Genomic DNA, 19635 nt, shown 5'->3' on the forward strand with positions numbered 1-19635 from the left:
ACTATGTAATGTTTATTTTATAATAAGTGGAAAAATAAAATATAGTCTTTCATTTATTTACCAAATATTTTACCTAATACTTTCCATAAAAGCGTTGACATTGGTGAATAACACATGCTAGTATAAAAACATTCAAAAATTTGCGAAAAGGGAGGCAGTTCAAATGAAAATAATTTTATCAAACTTCTATCAACTTCATAATGAATTAGCCTGCCCATTATTTGCGTAAAGAAGAGCAAAAAAATAGATCCATGCGGGCATGATTCTTCGTGTTCGTATCTCATAAATGGAAGGCATAGTGGCATACATTTTTGTTGATGCACTATGCCTTTTTTGTGTTTTTGAAGGGAGAGAACTTGTTGTATTAGATGTACGGATGCGACTGATGTCATTCTGAATGGGGGTTATAAGGAGGATTAAGCGTAGATAGGGTGTTGCGTAAATAAAAGTTTTGTTTGAGGTGAGAAAATGTTTAGTGTCTTAAGGAAACTAGGTTGGTTTTTTAAATTACATTGGAAGAGGTATATGGTCGCAGGTTTATTACTAACCATCGCTAATATATTTGAAGTAGTTCCACCGTTTATTTTAGGTGAAGCAATCGATCATATGATTTTAACGCAATTAACATGGCAATTATTATCACTTTATATTGTCATATTAGCTGGAGGCTCGATTCTCAATTATGCGATTACGTATATTTGGCAATACCAGCTTTTTGGTGGCGCATTTATTTTGGAAAAGAATTTGCGTTCTCGTTTGATGAACCATTTACTGAAAATGGCCCCGCCCTTTTTTGAAAAGAACCGGACGGGTGATTTAATGGCGAGAGGTACGAATGATTTACGAGCCATTTCCGTAACAGCCGGTTTTGGGGTTTTGACATTGTTTGATTCTACCTTATATATGCTGACGATTTTATTGACAATGGGCTTCCTTGTGTCTTGGAAATTAACATTCGCTGCGATTTTACCCTTACCAGTGCTTGCCTTGATCATCACTGTATTGGGAAAGAAGATTCATGGTCGGTTTATAAAGGCACAAAAAGCTTTTGGTGATATGAATGACCGCGTACTTGAATCTGTTTCAGGAGTGCGAGTCACAAGGGCTTATGTTCAAGAAAAGGCAAGTATGGCTGAATTTCAGAAGATGACCAATGATGTCTACGAAAAAAATATCGGTGTTGTTAAAATAGAAGCCTTTTTTCATCCAGCCACACAAATCTTAACAGGGCTTAGTTATGTGATTGGACTGTCATATGGCACATATCTTGTTTTTCAACAGGAAATTTCTTTAGGGCATCTTGTTTCTTTCAATGTCTATCTCGGGATGTTGATATGGCCGATGTTTGCAATTGGCGAATTAATTAATATTATGCAAAGAGGTAATGCCTCATTAGATCGCGTGGAAGAGATTTTGCAATATCAAGAGGATGTAAAGGATCCACAAAATCCACAAAAAGTAGAACAACCAGATGGAATTAAATTGGATGATGTTACCTTCCAATACCCTACAGCTACAACAGCAAATTTAAAAGCTGTTAATCTAACGATTACCCGTGGGGACACAATTGGAATTGTGGGGAAGACAGGTAGTGGGAAAACAACTTTTATTAAGCAATTTTTAAGGGAGTATCCACTCGGGGATGGAACAATCTCAATCTCCAAAGTGAATATGGCGGAACAAACAAAGGATCAGGTAAGGGGCTGGATTGGTTACGTACCACAGGACCATATTCTCTTTTCGAGAAGTATTCGTGAAAATATATTATTCGGTCAAGAAACCGCAACAGAAGAGGAGATACAGAAGGCGATTCAATTGGCATATTTTGAACAGGATTTAGAAATGCTCCCCCTTGGTTTAGAAACGCTTGTAGGAGAAAAAGGAGTTGCATTATCAGGAGGCCAAAAACAAAGAATTTCAATTGCACGAGCATTTATTAAAAATCCAGAAATCTTAATTTTAGATGACTCACTCTCAGCTGTTGATGGAAAAACAGAAGCGAATATCATTGAGAATATGCGTCGGGAAAGACAAGGGAAAACAACATTGATTACGACTCATCGCTTATCTTCAGTCGAACATGCAGATTGGATCATCGTATTAGATGAGGGGGAGATTGTCGAAGAAGGACGTCATCAAGACTTACTTCTGCAAAATGGTTGGTATAAGGAACAGCATGATCGCCAACAATTAGAAGATTCTTTGAGCGAGGGGGGGCAGGCAACATGACAGGGAAACGATTATATCAATACGCCTTACATGTCAAATGGGTGATTATTGGTGCACTTGCTTTGCTCGCGGTTTCGGTGGGAGCAGAAGTATTGGGACCGTTAGTAGCCAAAAAAATGATTGATGACCATATCTTAGGAATTGAGGCGTATTGGCAGGAAACGACAGCGGAGGAATCAGCTGTTTCCTTCGGAGGGAAACTTTATACCAAGGGAGCTGACCCATCTGATCAAACGGCAACACTTTTACAAGTTGGCAGAAATTTTTACTGGGTTGAAGAGGAAGTCACTTTGGATGGAAGCCGTTCTGTTCAAGGAGATCAATTGAAGGTCGATATTAATGGCGAGATATATGAATACCAAGTGCAAAAACTTTCAGTTGATGAAACTTTAGCATTTTATAAACCAGAAATCCCTATGATTATTCAATTACTTGTCATATATATGCTTCTGTTTATTGTAGCGGCTTTATTATTTTATGGGCAATTTTTGCTTTTGCAAAAAGCTGCGAACCGGATTATTCAAAAAATGAGAAATGATGTATTTACTCATATGCATCGTCTACCCATTCGATATTTTGATGATTTGCCAGCTGGAAAAGTTGTATCCCGCATTACTAATGATACGGAAGTGATTCGAGAATTATATGTGGCCGTGTTATCTAATTTCTTTACCGGGATCATTTATATGATTGGCATTTATACGGCGATGTTTATTTTAGATGCGAAATTAGCGTTGATTTGTTTGCTGCTTTTACCATTATTATATGTATGGATGATAATTTATCGGAAATATGCTTCGAAATATAATCATGCTATTCGTTCCAAGGTTAGTGAGATCAACGCGATGATGAATGAATCAATCCAAGGTATGCCGATTATCCAAGCTTTCCGAAGAGAGCGAAAAATGAGAGATGAGTTTGATGAAATGAATGGTGTTCATTTTCGTTATCAAAACAAGCTGTTATCACTGGATGCCCTTTCCAGTCATAACCTTGTCGGGGTATTGCGGAACTTTGTATTTGTCGGATTTATTTGGTATTTTGGGCATGATTTTCTTAGTGTGCATTCTGCTTTAACTGTTGGGGTGCTGTATGCGTATGTCGACTACATTAATCGCTTATTTAATCCTGTAAATAATATGGTCAACCAATTATCCAATCTAGAACAGGCTCTAGTGGCAGGTAATCGTGTTTTTCAATTACTCGATGAAAAAGGCGAAGAGGTCAGGGAAGAGAAGGTTGATCGTTTTGCGGGAAATGTGACATTTGACCATGTCTATTTTGGATATCAAGAAGGAGAGTATGTATTAAAGGATATTGATTTTGTAACCAAACAAGGAGAAACGGTCGCACTTGTCGGGCATACAGGTTCCGGAAAAAGCTCCATTATGAATATATTATTCCGTTTTTATGATTGCCAGCAAGGAGAGATCCGGATTGATGGTAAAAATATCCGGTCAATGTCTAAGCAAGCATTGCGTGAACATATGGGGATTGTGTTACAAGATCCATATTTATTTACCGGCACGATTGCTTCAAATATCAGTTTAAATGATCCACGGATTTCCAGAGAGCAAGTGGAAGCAGCACTTGAAGCAGTTGGGGCAGATCGGGTATTGAAAAACTTGAAAAAGGGTCTTGATGAACCAGTGGCTGAAAAAGGGGGCACTTTGTCCTCTGGACAACGGCAATTAATCTCCTTTGCCCGTGCTTTGGCTTTTGACCCGGCCATTCTGATCTTGGATGAAGCGACCTCTAATATTGATACAGAAACAGAAGCAATTATCCAAGAAGCAATGGATGTCTTGAAGAAAGGCCGAACAACCTTTGTGATTGCTCACAGATTATCCACGATTAAAAAGGCGGATCAAATTTTAGTATTAGACCGGGGAACAATCGTCGAGCGAGGGAATCATGAAGAACTAATGAAGAGAAAAGGTAAATATTATCAAATGTATCAATTGCAGCAAGGGCATAAACAAGGGGCATAGATAAGATATGGAGCTGTCTGAAATGGTCGATAAACTGACTTTTTCGGGCGGCTCTTTTTTATAAAATGCAGTTTTTAAGATCTGAAATTTACGGTTTTATTGAAAGATCTTAGTCATTATGCAAAATCAATAAGTTTTTGTGATTCGCCTTTTTAGCATAGATCGGATACGATATCCGTTTATGAAAGGATATTTTGCAAAAACCAGCCATTTAGGTCTTAAGAACTCTTCTGGATAAATAATTATGGTAGGATAGCAACTGGAGGTGTATAATGTCGCGGGTATTTTTATCTAGAAATAAAGATTTGGTATGTTTCGAATCAATTTATCGTTAGTGGATTCAACTTAGTGAATGCAGCACTAGGTTCTTTCCAACCATTTAATAAATAACTATTATTCGTTGATCAATATGGGGGTATAACAAATTGAAGAAATTATATTATATATTAGTTGCAGGAATAATATTATTAACTGCATGTAGCAATACAAATAATAGCGTAAATTCTCCTATTGAAGGGGAAAAGGCAAATGTTGAACAGCCTGAGCAATCAGAAACTAATAATACTGAAATAATTAAAGGTTTTACACCGTATACTGAAATTGCGGATTTTATCAAGGAAGAAAAAATGTTCTCTGCTTTGGAATATGAATCTGATTATGATCCGGAAGATGATGTGGAAGACTGGGGGCCACCAGCTGTCGATAACATCTCTCTTATTACGAAATCCTCTGACGAAAAGTTATATTATTTTAATAGCTCCGTCACGAATAAGCCAGGGTTTGACTTTGAGGTATTTACTTTTGATGAGAATGATCAAGCTATCCCAGAAAGTACAATTTATTCACCTACTTTAGAAAAATTAGCAAAGGTCGATGGGGAATTATCTAGCAGCAGTATGATCGTTGATAATCTTCTTGTACGAATATTTGATTTTAGGCCAAATACAGAAGAAGATCTTGAGAAAGCGATTATTACGGTTGAAACCTGTGATATAACTGATATTTTAGCGGGTAAAAAAGGCGAGTATGATCTAGAGGTTGTATATGAAAAGACATATACATATTATGATCTTGCTGGGGACTTTGGCGAAGTGATTAACACATCAGCGGGTCCAGTATATGTGTATCCTGATAAAGAGGAAGATAATGAATCTTATCATGTCGTTTCCTTGAATGGCAATCAAGCGGTGAAGGATACAATTTTACAAGATCCCTATTATATTTCCGATTCAACGAGTGACATCATGTATATCGATTTTAAAAATGGTCATTACTTCTCTAAAGACTTTAGCAATGAAGCATTAAAAAGGGTTGAAATTGAAAGTGGAGAACCATTATATAATGGTGCTGATGATAAAACCTTATTTATAAAAGAAGATATGAGAAACCCTGAAATCTATCCGGCCAATGATCATTCATTTTATCTAATAGATGAGGAAGAAATTTTTGTCATCGACAACGATTTAGAGTTAATCGATTCTGTATCATATGATTCAGAAGAAGACTATGTATATGGACATTATTATTTAGGTAATAATGAATTCCTCATAATCGATAAATATGAATATCAAAGAAAAGATCGTAGGAAAATATCGGTTAGTAAATATGTGTTTTAAAGAGGTAATGGGCTAAGAATCTTCTAGTTCTAATTCTAGGTATATTCCTTCCATTCATCCTCCTTTCAAAAAATAAAAGTAATATATGAAAGCTAAACAATTATTTTGAGACTGTTGGTGACTAAGTTCGGTATTCTACCGGACTTAGGTCTTTTGATTTTGTCTTCATTCGTTTGTGATAGTGATTATAAATATATCTGCAGCCATTCACTCATTTTTTCCTTTCTTTTTTGAACTCGCTCATCCAACCCTCCTGTTGACATATTCCGATATTTTTCAGAGAGTGCAATTGTCTGTAAAGTATCTAATAGATTCATTCCATATCCACCTCTTCATGGCAAACCTTCGAACATCTACTTCTACCATTTGCAATTCTCTTAATCGAGCAATCGTCCATCCTCTACTAATATGATTCCTCTCCCTAATGCTATGAAGACAGGTAAGGCCGACACCCTTACCTTTTTCCTCCATACTCTAATTAACTTTACAACCAAGCCCCGACATCCTTACGATCTTTTCGACTCTCGCTGAAAGTACTCTCCTCCATTTTGGACTAAATCGTAAAAAACCTATTGCTCAATTCTGAGATTTATGTATAATAATCTGGTGGTAAACTTTAAGTTTCATATAAGTAAACTTTATTGAGTGTATGTTTACTATCATTAAACTAAAATGAGGTTTTTAAAGATGGAAATCGGTAAGAAAATTAAAACATTGCGATTGAAAAAAGGGTTAACACAAGAAGAGTTGGGAGAGCGAACTGATTTAAGTAAAGGTTACATCTCTCAGCTTGAACGTGATTTAAGTTCCCCTTCAATGGAAACCTTTTTTGTAATTTTAGAAGTATTGGGCTGTACACCGAAACAATTTTTTGATGAGGAAGAACGAGAACAACGGGTTGTGTATGAGGAGGAAGTTCAAACTGATTTTAAAGATGAGGAAAAAGGGTATGAAATAACATGGCTTGTTCCTGAATCCAATGAAATGGAAATGGAGCCAATTTGGTTAACATTAAGTGAAAAAGGGGAGTTTAAAGAATTCGAGCCATCTTTATCCGAGACCTTCGCTTATGTATTGAAAGGAGAGGTCATGATTACACTTGGAAAGAGAACTTATTTTGCTAAAGCAGGGGAATCAATTTACTTCCACGCTTCTGATACACACCAAATTAGTAACGTACATAAAGGTTTTAGTGAATTAATTTTGGTCGCAACAGAGTCTTATTTATAAGTAGGCCAACGGAAGAGACGGAGGGAACAAATGTGACAGAGCAAGCAATTATTCGTTTTGAAAATGTTTCAAAATACTTCGATGATGATCTAATTTTAGACGATGTGTCATTTGAAATGGAACGTGGGAAATTTTACACATTATTAGGCCCATCAGGTTGTGGGAAGACAACGATATTACGTTTAATCGCGGGGTTTATTGAACCAACAAAGGGAAATATTTTCTTCAATGGCAAGAAAATTAATCGGATTCCAGCAAACAAACGCCAAGTGAACACAGTGTTTCAAGACTATGCGCTTTTTCCTCACTTAAATGTGTTTGAAAATGTAGCGTTCGGATTAAGGATTAAAAAATTAAAAAATCATGTTATTGAAGAAAAGGTGAAACAAGCTTTAAAATTTGTCAATTTAGCAGGATATGAAAACAGGGAAATCACCGAAATGTCAGGTGGCCAAAGGCAACGTGTCGCAATAGCCCGAGCGATTGTTAATGAACCTGAAGTGATTTTATTAGATGAACCTTTATCAGCCTTAGACTTAAAACTACGGACAGAGATGCAATACGAGCTTCGTGAGTTACAGCAACGTTTGGGGATTACCTTTATTTTTGTTACCCATGATCAAGAAGAAGCACTGGCAATGTCAGACGAGATCTTTGTTTTGAATCAAGGAATGATCCAACAAAGCGGAACACCGATAGATATTTATGATGAACCAATCAATCGCTTTGTAGCTGATTTTATTGGGGAGTCGAACATTGTTTCTGGAAAGATGATTGAGGATTTTTTGGTTGAGTTTACAGGGAAACAATATGAGTGTGTTGACCAAGGGTTTCATGCCAATGAACCGGTGGAAATTGTGATTCGACCTGAGGATTTAGAAATTACAACTTTGGAACGGGGGAAATTCCGCGTCACAGTCGATACCTTGCTCTTCAGAGGGGTTCATTATGAAATTGTTTGCTATGACCAGGAAGGGAATGAATGGTTGGTTCATTCCACTAAAAAGGCGAAACCAGGTGATCAAATTGGGCTTTACTTTGATCCGGAGGCTATCCATGTTATGCGATTAGGTGAAACAGAAGAGGAATTTGATAAGCGTTTAGAGGCATATGACGAGGTGCGCCATGCAGAGTAAGAAAATGCGTAACATTTATTTGGTTCCATATGTTCTTTGGATTGTTCTATTCGTTGTTACACCAATTTTATTAGTCGTATATTACTCTTTTTTTGATATTGAGGGCAATGTGACCCTGAGTAATTACCAAAAGTTCTTTACACCTGTCTACTTAAAAATGACGCTTAGTTCATTCTGGTATGCCTTTCTAATTACATTATTTTGCTTACTTATTTCTTATCCAACTGCTTACCTATTAACAAAAGCGAAACATCGGCAATTATGGCTACTACTGATCATCCTGCCATCATGGATTAATTTATTATTAAAAGCTTATGCTTTTTTAGGGATATTTGGAGCTTATGGCCCGGCGAACCAGCTATTGGATGTGATCGGCATTGGTTCACGGCAAATTTTATTTACCGATTTCAGCTTTATCTTTGTTTCGGTTTATATTTTTATTCCTTTTATGATTTTGCCGATTTTTAATGCATTGGAAAAGCTTAATCCCTCCTATATCTATGCGGCAAACGATCTTGGGGCTAGCGCTTGGATGACGTTTAGACGAGTCATTTTTCCCCTGACATTAAAGGGCGTGAAATCTGGTTGTCAGGCTGTTTTTATTCCGTCTCTATCTTTATTTATGATTACAAGATTAATCGCCGGAAATCGCGTGATCACATTAGGAACGGCGATTGAACAGCATTTTCTTGTTACACAGGATTGGGGAATGGGCTCCACAATCGCGGTCTTTTTAATCATTGCGATGGCGATTATCATGATCCTGACAGGCCAACGGAAGCGGGGTGATTTGGCGTGAAAGGAAAAGCAAAAATAGCCAATCTTTATTTAGTACTTGTCTTTTTTGTTCTATATGCGCCAATTTTTTATCTCATGTATTATTCCTTTAATAGTGGAGGATCAATGCGTAACTTTGAAGGATTTACTTGGGAATATTACCTCAATGTTTTTAAAGACACGAGATTAATTATTATAGCTTTAAATACTTTAGTCATTGCTCTCCTATCAGCTACAATTTCGACTATACTCGGTATTTTTGGAGCCCTTGCGATTATGTATGTGCGGAAGATGCAAACAAAGCAGACATTACAAACCTTAAATAATGTGCTAATAGTTAGTCCGGATGTCATCATTGGTGCCTCCTTTCTGATTATGTTTACAATGATTGGGATTAAGCTTGGCTTTACATCTGTCTTGCTTTCTCATATTGCCTTTAGTGTACCGATTGTCGTAATTATGGTTTTGCCAAAACTGCAAGAAATGAGTACAAGTTTGATTGACGCAGCGAAAGATTTGGGGGCAACCAATTGGGATGTGTTATCAAAAGTAATTTTGCCCTATATCACACCAGGTGTATTCGCCGGATTTTTTATGGCATTAACCTATTCGCTAGATGATTTTGCTGTGACCTTTTTTGTCACAGGGAACGGCTTCTCTACACTATCTGTAGAAATTTATTCGCGGGCACGACAAGGGATTTCTTTAGAGATCAATGCGTTGTCTACACTAATATTTCTAATTACGCTTGTGCTTGTTTTAGGTTATTACTTCGTAAATCAACGCAATGCTAAACCTTCTGGTCAAGGGGTGAGAAAATCATGAAACAAATCATGCGTATTTTTGTCCCTGTGATCGTCATTGCATTTGGTCTGATGTATCTAGCCTCACATTTGAATTCAGCCCAAGGTTTTACAGGAGGCAATACGTTAAATGTTTATAACTGGGGAGATTATATTGATCCAGAATTGATTGATAAATTCGAAGAAGAAACAGGAATGAAGGTCATTTATCAAACTTTCGATTCCAATGAGGCGATGATGACGAAAATTTCCCAAGGGGGAACAGCGTATGATGTGACAGTTCCGTCGGAATACGCGATTAGCAAGATGAAGGAAGAAGAAATGCTGCTACCACTTGATCATGAAAAAATCCCTAATTTGCAGTATATTGATCCCCGTTTTTTGGATTTATCCTTTGATCCGAAAAATGAGTATTCCATTCCATATTTTTGGGGAACCTTTGGAATTATTTATAATCCGAAAATGTTAGATGGTCAGACATTAACAAGCTGGGAGGACTTATGGAACCCTGAATATAAAAATCAAATCTTCCTTGTTGATGGAGCAAGGGAAGTGATTGGAATGGGGTTAAATAGCCTTGGCTATTCTTTGAATGATACGAATAAGGAGCATCTAAAAGAAGCTAAGCAAAAGCTTGATCAACTCACACCTAATGTGAAAGCAATCATTGGTGATGAAATCAAACTTTTACTTGCAAATGAAGAAGCTGCTATTGGTGTGACCTGGTCTGGGGAAGCGGCTGATGTTATGTGGGAAAATGAAAATGTTGATTATGTAGTGCCTGAAGAGGGGTCCAATTTGTGGTTTGATAATATGGTTATCCCTAAATCAGCCCAAAATATAGAAGGAGCTTATAAATTTATCAATTTTATGCTTGATCCCGAAAATGCCGCCCAGAATGCGGATTATGTTGGCTACTCTACACCTAACCAAAAAGCATTGGATTATTTAGATGAAGAAGTTGTCAACGATCAACGCTTTTATCCAGAGCCCGAGTTAACGGAGAAGTTAGAAGTCTATGATAATTTAGGGAAAAAAATGCTCGCATACTATAATGATTTATACTTAGAGTTTAAAATGCATCGAAAATGAAATAGTGAAATAGAATGGTCTTTAATCGTAAGGCCATAACTAGGTTAGAGGAGTCTCGGGTTAATAGGAAATTACTCACAAAGGCAAGGAAGTACTAGTGCAGACAAAGCAACAACAGGAAGTTGCGATTGAGCCTGCTGCCAGGAAGGCGCGTATTTAGCCTTTGATTCCCTATTAAACCTGAGGCTTTACTTTTGCTCTCCACTAATCCGTTGATGGTTTCCCCTCAAAGTTGAACATTACAGTGAAATCCCTATTTTATTTTGTCTCCAACAGCCTTTCTCAATAAAGCGGCCTTAGCGTGTTTATTGGCCCGCTCGCGATCATTTTATACTTTTAAAAAAATGTCGAAAAATCTTTTTATTGTTTTACTTTTTTCAATGGTTGGTATGATCGTATTGAAAACGGATTCAAAATAAAATGGTGAGTTTTCAAAAGCTAAAACATTCTGAAAATCCCTTGACCTTTCGCCAATACCGCGGTATCATAGGAACAATTTAATAAATCAAAACTAACTGAAAAATAAATATCCGATGAGAGGGGCGAATAAAATGAGTGAACAATTGATCTTCCTCAACGGAGAATTCGTAAAAAAAGAAGACGCCGTTGTTTCTGTATATGATCATGGATTTCTTTATGGAGATGGAATCTTCGAAGGAATTCGGGCGTATTCAGGAAATGTATTCCGCTTAGATGAGCATTTGACACGTTTGTATGACTCGGCGAAGTCCATCATGTTAACCATTCCGTATTCAAAAGAGGAAATGACTAACATTGTTGTAAAAACACTCCGCCAAAATAAGCTCAATGATGGCTACATTCGCCTCGTAGTATCTCGTGGTGTAGGGGATCTTGGATTAAATCCATATACATGCGAGAAACCAACCGTATTGGCCATTGCTGAACCACTACGGATTTATCCTAAAGAGCTATATGAGACCGGACTTGAAATTATTACAGTTGCAACAAGACGTAATAGATCTGATGCATTAAGTCCGATGGTAAAATCTCTCAATTACTTAAATAATGTTTTGGTTAAAATTGAAGCCTCGTTAGCTGGTGTTTCCGAAGCCCTTATGTTAAATGATCAAGGTCATGTCGCAGAGGGATCGGCTGATAATATATTCATAGTGAAAGACGGTAAGTTAAAAACTCCACCTGGATATGTAGGAGCACTTGTCGGAATTACGAGAAATGCTATTATGGAATTAGCTCAAGCTAAAGGTTACGAAATGGTAGAAGGCATTTTTACTAGACATGAAGTTTACACTGCTGATGAAGTCTTTTTAACAGGTACGGCTGCAGAAGTGATCCCTGTTACTAAAGTAGATGGTCGTGTAGTTGGTGATGGAAAACCAGGACCAGTCACAATTGATTTGTCAGAAAGTTTCCGCGAATTAACGGTAACCGATGGTGTCAAAATTCATGACGAGTCGTTAAATGTTGGATAAACTTGTTTTTACTCAGAATGGAACTTGAGCATTTGTTCATTTCGACTATGAAACTGTCATAACAGGAGTTGTAATCAATGAGAAGCGATATGATTAAGAAGGGGATTGACCGAGCTCCGCATAGAAGTCTATTATATGCTACAGGTCTAAAAACAAAAGATTTAGAAAAGCCTTTTATAGGTGTTTGTAATTCATATATTGATATTATTCCGGGGCATAAGCATTTAAATACTTTTGCTGAAGTCGTAAAGGAAGCGATATGGGAAGCAGGTGGTGTCCCGTTTGAATTTAATACGATTGGTGTAGATGATGGTATTGCCATGGGGCATATTGGAATGCGTTATTCCTTACCAAGTCGAGAAATTATTGCAGATGCAGCTGAGACAGTAATTAATGCTCACTGGTTTGACGGAGTATTTTATATTCCAAACTGCGATAAGATCACTCCAGGAATGTTGATGGCTGCATTTAGAACCAATGTCCCTTCCATTTTTGTATCAGGTGGCCCAATGGAAGGTGGAACATCATCAACAGGCGAACCACTAACATTAACATCTGTTTTTGAAGGGGTGGGAGCTTTCCATGCTGGAAAAATGTCAGAGGAAAAGCTTCTCGACATTGAACAAAATGCATGTCCTACCTGTGGATCTTGTTCAGGAATGTTTACCGCTAATTCCATGAACTCCTTGATGGAAATGCTTGGTGTCACAGTTCCAGGAAATGGAACGATTGTAGCGACATCCAATGAACGTCATCGGTTGATTAAAGAAGCGGCAAAGAATCTGATTCGAATGGTAAAAGACGATGTGAAGCCGCGTGACTTAGTCACCGATCAAACAATTGATGACTGTTTCGCACTTGATATGGCTATGGGTGGATCAACCAATACAGTTCTTCATACGTTGGCGATTGCTCATGAGGCAGGTTTAGACTATGATCTATCCAGAATTAATAAAGTAGCTGAAAGAGTTCCTTACTTAGCAAAGATCGCACCAGCCTCTGATTATACAATGCAAGATGTACATGATGCTGGCGGAATTAGTGCGATTATTCGCGAATTATGTGAAATTGGGGCAATTGAGAGAGAGAGAATGACTGTAACCGGAAAAACAGTTTATGAAAATGTGAAAGATCATGTTATCAAGAATCCTAAAGTCATAAGACCAAAAGAAAACCCATATAGCCCTGTAGGTGGCTTATCCATTTTATACGGGAATATTGCTCCTAATGGAGGCGTCATAAAAGTGGGAGCTGTCGATCCGTCGATTAAAACTTTTACAGGTAAAGCTGTTGTGTATGAGTCACAAGATGATGCACAAGAAGGAATTAATAATGGTACAGTGAAGGCAGGGCATGTGGTCGTCATCCGTTATGAAGGCCCTAAGGGTGGACCAGGAATGCCGGAAATGCTATCACCTACTTCAGCAATAGCGGGAAGAGGTTTGGATAAGGACGTAGCATTAATTACAGATGGAAGATTTTCCGGAGCATCTAGAGGGATTTCAATCGGCCATATTTCTCCAGAAGCAGCTGAAGGTGGTCCGATAGCCTTAGTGGAAGATGGCGATGAAATAGTTATTGATCTTACCAACCGTACCATTCAGTTGAATGTGGATGAAGAAACATTGGCTAACCGTCAAGCGAACTTGAAGCCATTTGAACCAAAGATAAAATCGGGATATTTGGCACGATATTCTAAACTAGTTACTTCTGCTAGCACTGGCGGAGTAATGAAAATATAGAATAATTCAGATGAAAGTGTAAAGACTACATTTAAATATCAAGTGTATGTTCAGAAGAAGATTAAACTTCCTTTGAACATCACCACAAAGCAATGAAAAGGTAAAAATGAATGGACCCACTGCATTACCAGAGAGTCGGCACTGCTGGAAACCGACAATGCAGCCATTTGTGACATCGCCTTGGAGCAGGTACCCGGAAAACATTCGTGATTATGGGTACACGGGGATTTTCAGTTCTCGTTATCAATGAGTGGCATTAGTCGCTCCTGAGTCAGTGAATTTCACTGAAAAGTAGGGTGGTACCATGAAGTTTTTTCATCCCTGCATAAAAGGTTCTCCTTTTGTGTGGGCTGAAAAAACTTTTTTATTTACGCATTTTTACACTATTAGAGTGAGGATATTAGCCATTCAAAATAAAAAATGTTGTTATTTTTAAAGACTAGAGGGAATTTTTTCACAAATCGGTGAATTTAATGCATGAATTGTCGGATTTATGATATGTTTTAAAAAATGATAATTTGAAAGGATGAAGCTTGCAGTGAGTATGGGAATCCAAATGGAAGCAAATAACCAAAATACAGCCACTGAAGCCAAAGGTAAAACGAAGACCGGAGCGGATTTGTTTATTGAGACATTACAAAAAGAGAAAGTAGAAGTTATTTTTGGTTATCCAGGAGGGGCCGTACTCCCAATCTACGATGCCCTGCATAAAAATCCTATGAGACATGTTTTGACTAGGCATGAGCAAGGAGCAATCCACGCGGCAGAGGGATATGCGCGGGTAACTGGAAAACCGGGAGTGGTCATCGCCACGTCTGGCCCTGGAGCAACCAATTTAGTGACAGGTATCGCGGATGCCATGATGGATTCATTACCACTTGTTGTGTTTACAGGGCAAGTTGGAAGTTCATTATTGGGAACAGATGCTTTCCAAGAATCAGATATTGTCGGAATTACAATGCCAATTACAAAGCATAGTTACCAAGTGAAAGATTTAAAAGATATTGGGCGTATCATTAAAGAGGCATTCCACATTGCTTCAACGGGTCGTCCAGGACCTGTTTTAATTGATATCCCGAAAGATATTGCAACCCAGTTATCAGGGGAATATCCAGAGGCAAGTATACAATTACCAGGGTACCAACCGACAACAAAACCAAATTATTTGCAATTACAAAAGCTTACTAGCCTTATGAGCAATGCTAAAAAACCATTAATTCTTGCTGGAGCAGGGATATTATTTGCTAAAGCTCACAAAGAATTTCAGGAGTTTATTGAAAAAACAGGCTATCCAGTAGTAAATACTTTACTAGGATTAGGAACCATACCTGGCGACCATGAACAGTTTCTAGGAATGGGGGGCATGCACGGAACGTATACGTCAAATATGGCCATCACAGACTGTGATCTACTTATCAATATTGGAGCACGTTTTGATGATCGTTTGACTGGGAATCTTAAGTATTTTGCTCCGAATGCAACGGTTGCCCATATTGATATCGATCCAGCAGAAATTGGCAAAAATGTACCGACAGCTGTTCCAATTGTAGGAGATGCAAAGGTTGTACTAAAAGAACTTTTAAAGATGGACTTTATTCTTCCGGATATTTCAGATTGGATGAAACAATTACAGGCAAATAAGGAGAAATATCCATTTAAAAAACCTAGCTCACCTGAAGGAAAGCTTTCATCCCCACATGTGATTGAAATAATTCATGAGTTGACAGGTGGAGATGCGATTGTCACAACTGATGTTGGGCAACATCAAATGTGGGCAGCCCAATACTATCCTTTCAATGGCCCTCATAATTGGGTGACATCTGGAGGGCTTGGAACAATGGGCTTTGGGTTCCCCGCTGCAATTGGAGCACAATTAGCAGCGCCTGAACAGACCGTTGTGGCGATATCAGGAGATGGAGGATTCCAGATGACTCTACAGGAATTGTCTGTAATTAAAGAACTGAATTTGCCGGTAAAGGTTGTAATTATCAACAATGCCTGTTTAGGAATGGTTCGTCAGTGGCAAGAAAAGTTTTATGAAAAACGTTATTCGCATTCGTTAATGCCTGAACAGCCTGATTTTGTTAAACTGTCTGAGGCTTATGGAATAAAAGGTTTTAGATGTGCCAATGCTGAGGAAGCAAAAAAAACCTTGGAAGAAGCTTTCAATTATCCAGGGCCTGCACTCATTGATTGTCGCGTAATTCAAGACGAAATTGTGTGTCCAATGGTTCCAACAGGAAAAGGACTTCATGAAATGATTGGGGTGGGAGAATGAAACCGATGAAACGAGTTCTTACCGTAACAGTTAATAATAATAGTGGGGTATTGAATCGGGTCACGGGATTATTTGCAAAAAGGCAGTTCAATATTGAAAGTATTACGGTAGGACCAACTGAAAATCCTACTGTCTCTAAAATTACTTTCATTGTGCCAATGGATGACCCGGGAAAAATGGAACAACTAGTGAAGCAATTGCAAAAGCAAATTGATGTACTGAAGGTTTCTGATATTACCGATAAGTCAATTGTAACAAGGGAATTAGCCCTTATAAAAGTACAGTGCCCACCACCTGTTAGAAGTGAAGTATATAGCATTATTGAGCCCTTTAGAGCAACGGTGATTGATATGGGGAAAAACAATATCACTGTACAAGTAACTGGAGAACCTAATAAAGTAGAAGCTTTTATTGAGTTGCTTAGGCCTTATGGCATTAAAGATATATCTAGAACAGGGGTTACAGCCTTTGTCCGCGAGTATCAAAAGCAAGAATCAGCACAACTATCTATATTACAATTATAAAAACTAGGAGATGAATTAAAATGGCAAAAGTATATTACAATAACGAAATCGATGAACAAATTTTAGTAGGTAAGAAGATTGCAATTCTAGGATATGGCTCACAAGGTCATGCGCATGCTAGTAACTTAAAGGATAGCGGATTTAACGTAGTGGTTGGTGTAAGACCAGGAAAATCATTTGACCAAGCGGTTGAAGATGGTCATGAAGTTTATTCGGTTCGTGAAGCTTCTGCTCAAGCAGATGTAATTATGATCCTTCTTCCAGATGAGCGCCAAGTTCCTGTATACGAAAATGAAGTAAAACCTGAACTTAAGGATGGGAAAGCACTTGTCTTTGCACATGGCTTTAACGTTCATTTTAACCAAATCGTACCTCCATCAAATGTGGATGTATTCCTAGCAGCGCCTAAGGGGCCAGGACATCTTGTTCGTCGTACATTTGAACAAGGAGCAGGAGTTCCAGCATTGTTTGCGGTATACCAAGATGCAACTGGAAAGGCGAGAGATATTGCCCTAGCATATACAAAAGGAATTGGATCAGCTCGCGCAGGTGTGCTTGAAACAACATTTAAAGAAGAAACAGAAACAGATCTATTTGGAGAACAAGCGGTACTTTGTGGTGGAACTACTGCTCTAGTAAAAGCTGGATTTGAAACACTTGTGGAAGCTGGTTATCAACCAGAACTTGCCTACTTTGAGTGTTTGCATGAATTGAAACTAATTGTAGACCTTATGTATGAAGATGGTCTTGCCGGTATGCGTTATTCCATCTCTGATACAGCACAATGGGGAGACTTTGTATCTGGACCACGTGTTGTTGATGCCGATACAAAAGCACGTATGAAAGATATCTTAGACGATATCCAAACAGGTAAATTTGCGAAAGGCTGGATCTTGGAAAATCAATTGAACCGTCCGGAGTATAATGCAATTAACCGTCGTGAAAATGAGCATTTGATTGAGAAAGTAGGTCAAGAACTACGCGAAATGATGCCATTTGTAAAAGCTGGTAAAAAGAAATCCAAGGAAGTGGTGACAAGTGCGAAAAATTGACATCTATGACACTACCTTGCGTGATGGAGAACAATCTCCAGGCGTAAATCTGAATTCTATAGAAAAGCTTGAGATTGCCAAACAACTAGAAAGACTTGGGGTAGATATTATTGAGGCGGGATTTCCCGCCGCCTCCCCAGGTGATCTAGCTTCAGTAAAACAAATTGCTTCCACAGTGAGGAATTCGACTGTGACAGGTCTTGCAAGAACGGTTAAATCAGATATTGATGCAGCTTGGGAGGCCTTGAAAGTAGCTGAAAACCCACGATTGCATATCTTTATTGCAACATCACCGATTCATATGACATATAAGTTAAAGAAGACACCTGAACAGGTTGTCGCCACTGCTGTTGAAAGCATTAAATATGCGAAGCAATTTTTTCCACTTGTGCAATGGTCTGCAGAAGATGCTTTTCGTTCAGATCGTGAATTTCTAGCTCATATTGTAGAGCAGGCGATTACTGCGGGTGCATCTGTTGTCAATATTCCTGATACAGTAGGTTATGCTACACCACAGGAATATGGAGCATTGTTTAAATTTTTAAAAGAAAATGTTCCTAATATTGAGCAAGCTAAATTATCTGCTCATTGTCACAATGATTTAGGGATGGCTGTTGCGAATACATTAGCAGCAATTGAAAATGGTGCTGATCAGGTTGAAGGAACGATTAATGGAATCGGTGAAAGGGCAGGAAATGTGGCTTTAGAGGAAGTTGCGGTTGCTCTTTATACAAGACAAGATTTCTATGAAAATATTAAAACAGATTTAACACTAAATGAGATTAAGCGTACCAGTCAACTTGTAAGCAAATTAACAGGTATGCACATCCAAGCAAATAAAGCTGTCGTAGGGAAAAACGCCTTTGCACATGAATCAGGTATCCACCAAGACGGTGTGTTGAAAGAACCAACGACTTATGAAATCATCACTCCTGAGTTAATTGGGGAAACATCGAATAACTTAGTTATGGGGAAACATTCTGGTCGCCACGCTTTCCAAGATCGAGCTAAATCACTTGGCTTTGAATTGGATCAAGATAGTTTGAATAGTGCTTTCACAGAATTTAAAAAGCTAGCAGATCGCAAAAAGGAAATTACCAATGACGATCTTTGGACGATTCTAACAAATGAGCAATTAAAAGAATCTGACACTTCAACATTTGAATTGGAAAGAGTCGGTGTACACTATGAATCACAAAAAGACCCATCTGCAACTGTTATTGTGAAAAAGCCTGATAACACAGTGGTTGAGAAAACAACTAGTGGCTCTGGTAGTGTTGAAGCTATCTTCAACGTCCTTGAAAAAGTTGTAGATGAAGAGGTACATGTCTTAGATTATCGGGTTAGCTCGATTGGGAAAGGAAGAGATGCCCTTGCAGATGCCGTGGTAAATCTTTCTTTCCGTGGTGAGGAATTAACTGGAAGAGACTCTGCTCAAGATGTTCTTGAGGCGTCCGCAAGAGCTTACTTAAATGCTGTTAATCGAAGCCTGCTTTCAACTCATATAAAAGAACTAATGAAGTCAGTTTAACTTTAATTTCGGGGGGTGCTTGGCACGTCCCGAAATTTAGGCCAATAGAAAGTAGCGATCTTAACTGTTTGTCTTTACTAGACAGGATATAAACTACAAAGGCATTGCGAAGTGAAGGGCGAAGTTAGTCAGGGAAAGCATGCATAACGTCTTCAGGAGAAATAGGATATTGATAACCTTATG

The 19635-nt window shown here is 38.2% G+C and carries 15 protein-coding genes and 1 other annotated feature; of the genes, 14 read left to right on the top strand and 1 reads right to left on the bottom strand.

All coding sequences use genetic code 11. The annotated features are described in order from the left end of the window. The first annotated feature begins 468 nt into the window (after positions 1-468). The 3 genes from J2Z23_RS04070 to J2Z23_RS04080 all read left to right on the top strand — a co-directional run bounded on the left by J2Z23_RS04070 (position 469) and on the right by J2Z23_RS04080 (position 5836). Positions 469-2229 carry an ABC transporter ATP-binding protein gene (locus J2Z23_RS04070; RefSeq protein ID WP_057988420.1) on the top strand — a complete coding sequence of 587 codons (1761 nt, stop codon included), beginning with the start codon at positions 469-471 and terminating at the stop codon, positions 2227-2229. Then, complete coding sequence (locus J2Z23_RS04075; RefSeq protein ID WP_057988418.1) at positions 2226-4220, top strand: ABC transporter ATP-binding protein; 1995 nt, start codon at positions 2226-2228, stop codon at positions 4218-4220. The genes J2Z23_RS04070 and J2Z23_RS04075 overlap by 4 nt, the downstream gene beginning before the upstream one ends. Before the next feature lie 425 nt (positions 4221-4645). Next, positions 4646-5836: a hypothetical protein gene (locus tag J2Z23_RS04080; RefSeq protein WP_209973274.1), complete on the top strand. Its 1191-nt coding sequence runs from the start codon at positions 4646-4648 to the stop codon at positions 5834-5836. A 185-nt stretch (positions 5837-6021) separates the two neighbouring features. On the opposite strand, the gene J2Z23_RS22530 is transcribed toward J2Z23_RS04080, so the two are convergent. Beyond that, positions 6022-6153, bottom strand: coding sequence for a hypothetical protein (locus tag J2Z23_RS22530; protein ID WP_274387254.1), 132 nt, complete (start codon positions 6151-6153; stop codon positions 6022-6024). Positions 6154-6523: 370 nt separating this feature from the next. Here J2Z23_RS22530 and J2Z23_RS04085 point away from each other — a divergent pair, with 370 nt between their 5' ends. The 11 genes from J2Z23_RS04085 to J2Z23_RS04135 all read left to right on the top strand — a co-directional run bounded on the left by J2Z23_RS04085 (position 6524) and on the right by J2Z23_RS04135 (position 19452). After that, a complete protein-coding gene (locus J2Z23_RS04085) occupies positions 6524-7066 on the top strand; it encodes a helix-turn-helix domain-containing protein (RefSeq protein WP_057988414.1) in 543 nt (180 codons plus the stop codon). 32 nt (positions 7067-7098) lie between these two features. Further along, positions 7099-8202 carry an ABC transporter ATP-binding protein gene (locus J2Z23_RS04090; protein ID WP_057988412.1) on the top strand — a complete coding sequence of 368 codons (1104 nt, stop codon included), beginning with the start codon at positions 7099-7101 and terminating at the stop codon, positions 8200-8202. 4 nt (positions 8203-8206) lie between these two features. Further along, on the top strand, positions 8207-9001 hold the full coding sequence (locus tag J2Z23_RS04095; RefSeq protein WP_420798610.1) for an ABC transporter permease: 795 nt from the start codon (positions 8207-8209) through the stop codon (positions 8999-9001). Continuing rightward, entirely contained in the window at positions 8998-9804 is an 807-nt protein-coding gene (locus J2Z23_RS04100) for an ABC transporter permease (RefSeq protein WP_057988408.1), read from the top strand. Before J2Z23_RS04095 ends, J2Z23_RS04100 begins: the two co-directional genes overlap by 4 nt. Continuing rightward, positions 9801-10874 carry an ABC transporter substrate-binding protein gene (locus J2Z23_RS04105; protein ID WP_209973276.1) on the top strand — a complete coding sequence of 358 codons (1074 nt, stop codon included), beginning with the start codon at positions 9801-9803 and terminating at the stop codon, positions 10872-10874. Before J2Z23_RS04100 ends, J2Z23_RS04105 begins: the two co-directional genes overlap by 4 nt. 551 nt (positions 10875-11425) lie before the next feature. Beyond that, on the top strand, positions 11426-12325 hold the full coding sequence (ilvE, locus tag J2Z23_RS04110) for a branched-chain-amino-acid transaminase (RefSeq protein ID WP_057988406.1): 900 nt from the start codon (positions 11426-11428) through the stop codon (positions 12323-12325). A gap of 77 nt (positions 12326-12402) precedes the next feature. Next, positions 12403-14067: a dihydroxy-acid dehydratase gene (gene ilvD, locus J2Z23_RS04115; RefSeq protein WP_057988405.1), complete on the top strand. Its 1665-nt coding sequence runs from the start codon at positions 12403-12405 to the stop codon at positions 14065-14067. Positions 14068-14150: 83 nt separating this feature from the next. Beyond that, positions 14151-14393: a binding site (T-box leader), on the top strand. Between the two features lie 230 nt (positions 14394-14623). Next, on the top strand, positions 14624-16345 hold the full coding sequence (gene ilvB, locus J2Z23_RS04120) for an acetolactate synthase large subunit (protein ID WP_238482611.1): 1722 nt from the start codon (positions 14624-14626) through the stop codon (positions 16343-16345). A gap of 5 nt (positions 16346-16350) precedes the next feature. Continuing rightward, entirely contained in the window at positions 16351-16869 is a 519-nt protein-coding gene (ilvN, locus tag J2Z23_RS04125; protein WP_057988647.1) for an acetolactate synthase small subunit, read from the top strand. Positions 16870-16889: 20 nt separating this feature from the next. After that, positions 16890-17921, top strand: a complete 1032-nt coding sequence (gene ilvC / locus J2Z23_RS04130; protein WP_057988404.1) for a ketol-acid reductoisomerase — start codon at positions 16890-16892, stop codon at positions 17919-17921. Beyond that, positions 17908-19452 (top strand): 2-isopropylmalate synthase, encoded by a 1545-nt coding sequence (locus tag J2Z23_RS04135; RefSeq protein ID WP_057988403.1) that lies wholly within the window; start codon positions 17908-17910, stop codon positions 19450-19452. The genes ilvC and J2Z23_RS04135 overlap by 14 nt, the downstream gene beginning before the upstream one ends. Positions 19453-19635 lie beyond the last annotated feature (183 nt).

It is taken from the genome of Lederbergia galactosidilytica (assembly GCF_017873565.1).
Classification (GTDB): domain Bacteria; phylum Bacillota; class Bacilli; order Bacillales; family Bacillaceae_C; genus Lederbergia; species Lederbergia galactosidilytica.

What these genes read in the sequence shown, in the direction of transcription:
- J2Z23_RS04105 (WP_209973276.1), top strand. Translation starts at nt 9,801, where the DNA reads ATGAAACAAATCATGCGTATTTTTGTCCCTGTGATCGTCATTGCATTT.
- ilvC (WP_057988404.1), top strand. Translation starts at nt 16,890, where the DNA reads ATGGCAAAAGTATATTACAATAACGAAATCGATGAACAAATTTTAGTA.
- J2Z23_RS04095 (WP_420798610.1), top strand. Translation starts at nt 8,207, where the DNA reads ATGCGTAACATTTATTTGGTTCCATATGTTCTTTGGATTGTTCTATTC.
- ilvB (WP_238482611.1), top strand. Translation starts at nt 14,624, where the DNA reads ATGGAAGCAAATAACCAAAATACAGCCACTGAAGCCAAAGGTAAAACG.
- ilvE (WP_057988406.1), top strand. Translation starts at nt 11,426, where the DNA reads ATGAGTGAACAATTGATCTTCCTCAACGGAGAATTCGTAAAAAAAGAA.
- ilvD (WP_057988405.1), top strand. Translation starts at nt 12,403, where the DNA reads ATGAGAAGCGATATGATTAAGAAGGGGATTGACCGAGCTCCGCATAGA.
- J2Z23_RS04085 (WP_057988414.1), top strand. Translation starts at nt 6,524, where the DNA reads ATGGAAATCGGTAAGAAAATTAAAACATTGCGATTGAAAAAAGGGTTA.
- J2Z23_RS04075 (WP_057988418.1), top strand. Translation starts at nt 2,226, where the DNA reads ATGACAGGGAAACGATTATATCAATACGCCTTACATGTCAAATGGGTG.
- J2Z23_RS04070 (WP_057988420.1), top strand. Translation starts at nt 469, where the DNA reads ATGTTTAGTGTCTTAAGGAAACTAGGTTGGTTTTTTAAATTACATTGG.
- J2Z23_RS22530 (WP_274387254.1), bottom strand. Translation starts at nt 6,153, where the DNA reads ATGAATCTATTAGATACTTTACAGACAATTGCACTCTCTGAAAAATAT.
- ilvN (WP_057988647.1), top strand. Translation starts at nt 16,351, where the DNA reads ATGAAACGAGTTCTTACCGTAACAGTTAATAATAATAGTGGGGTATTG.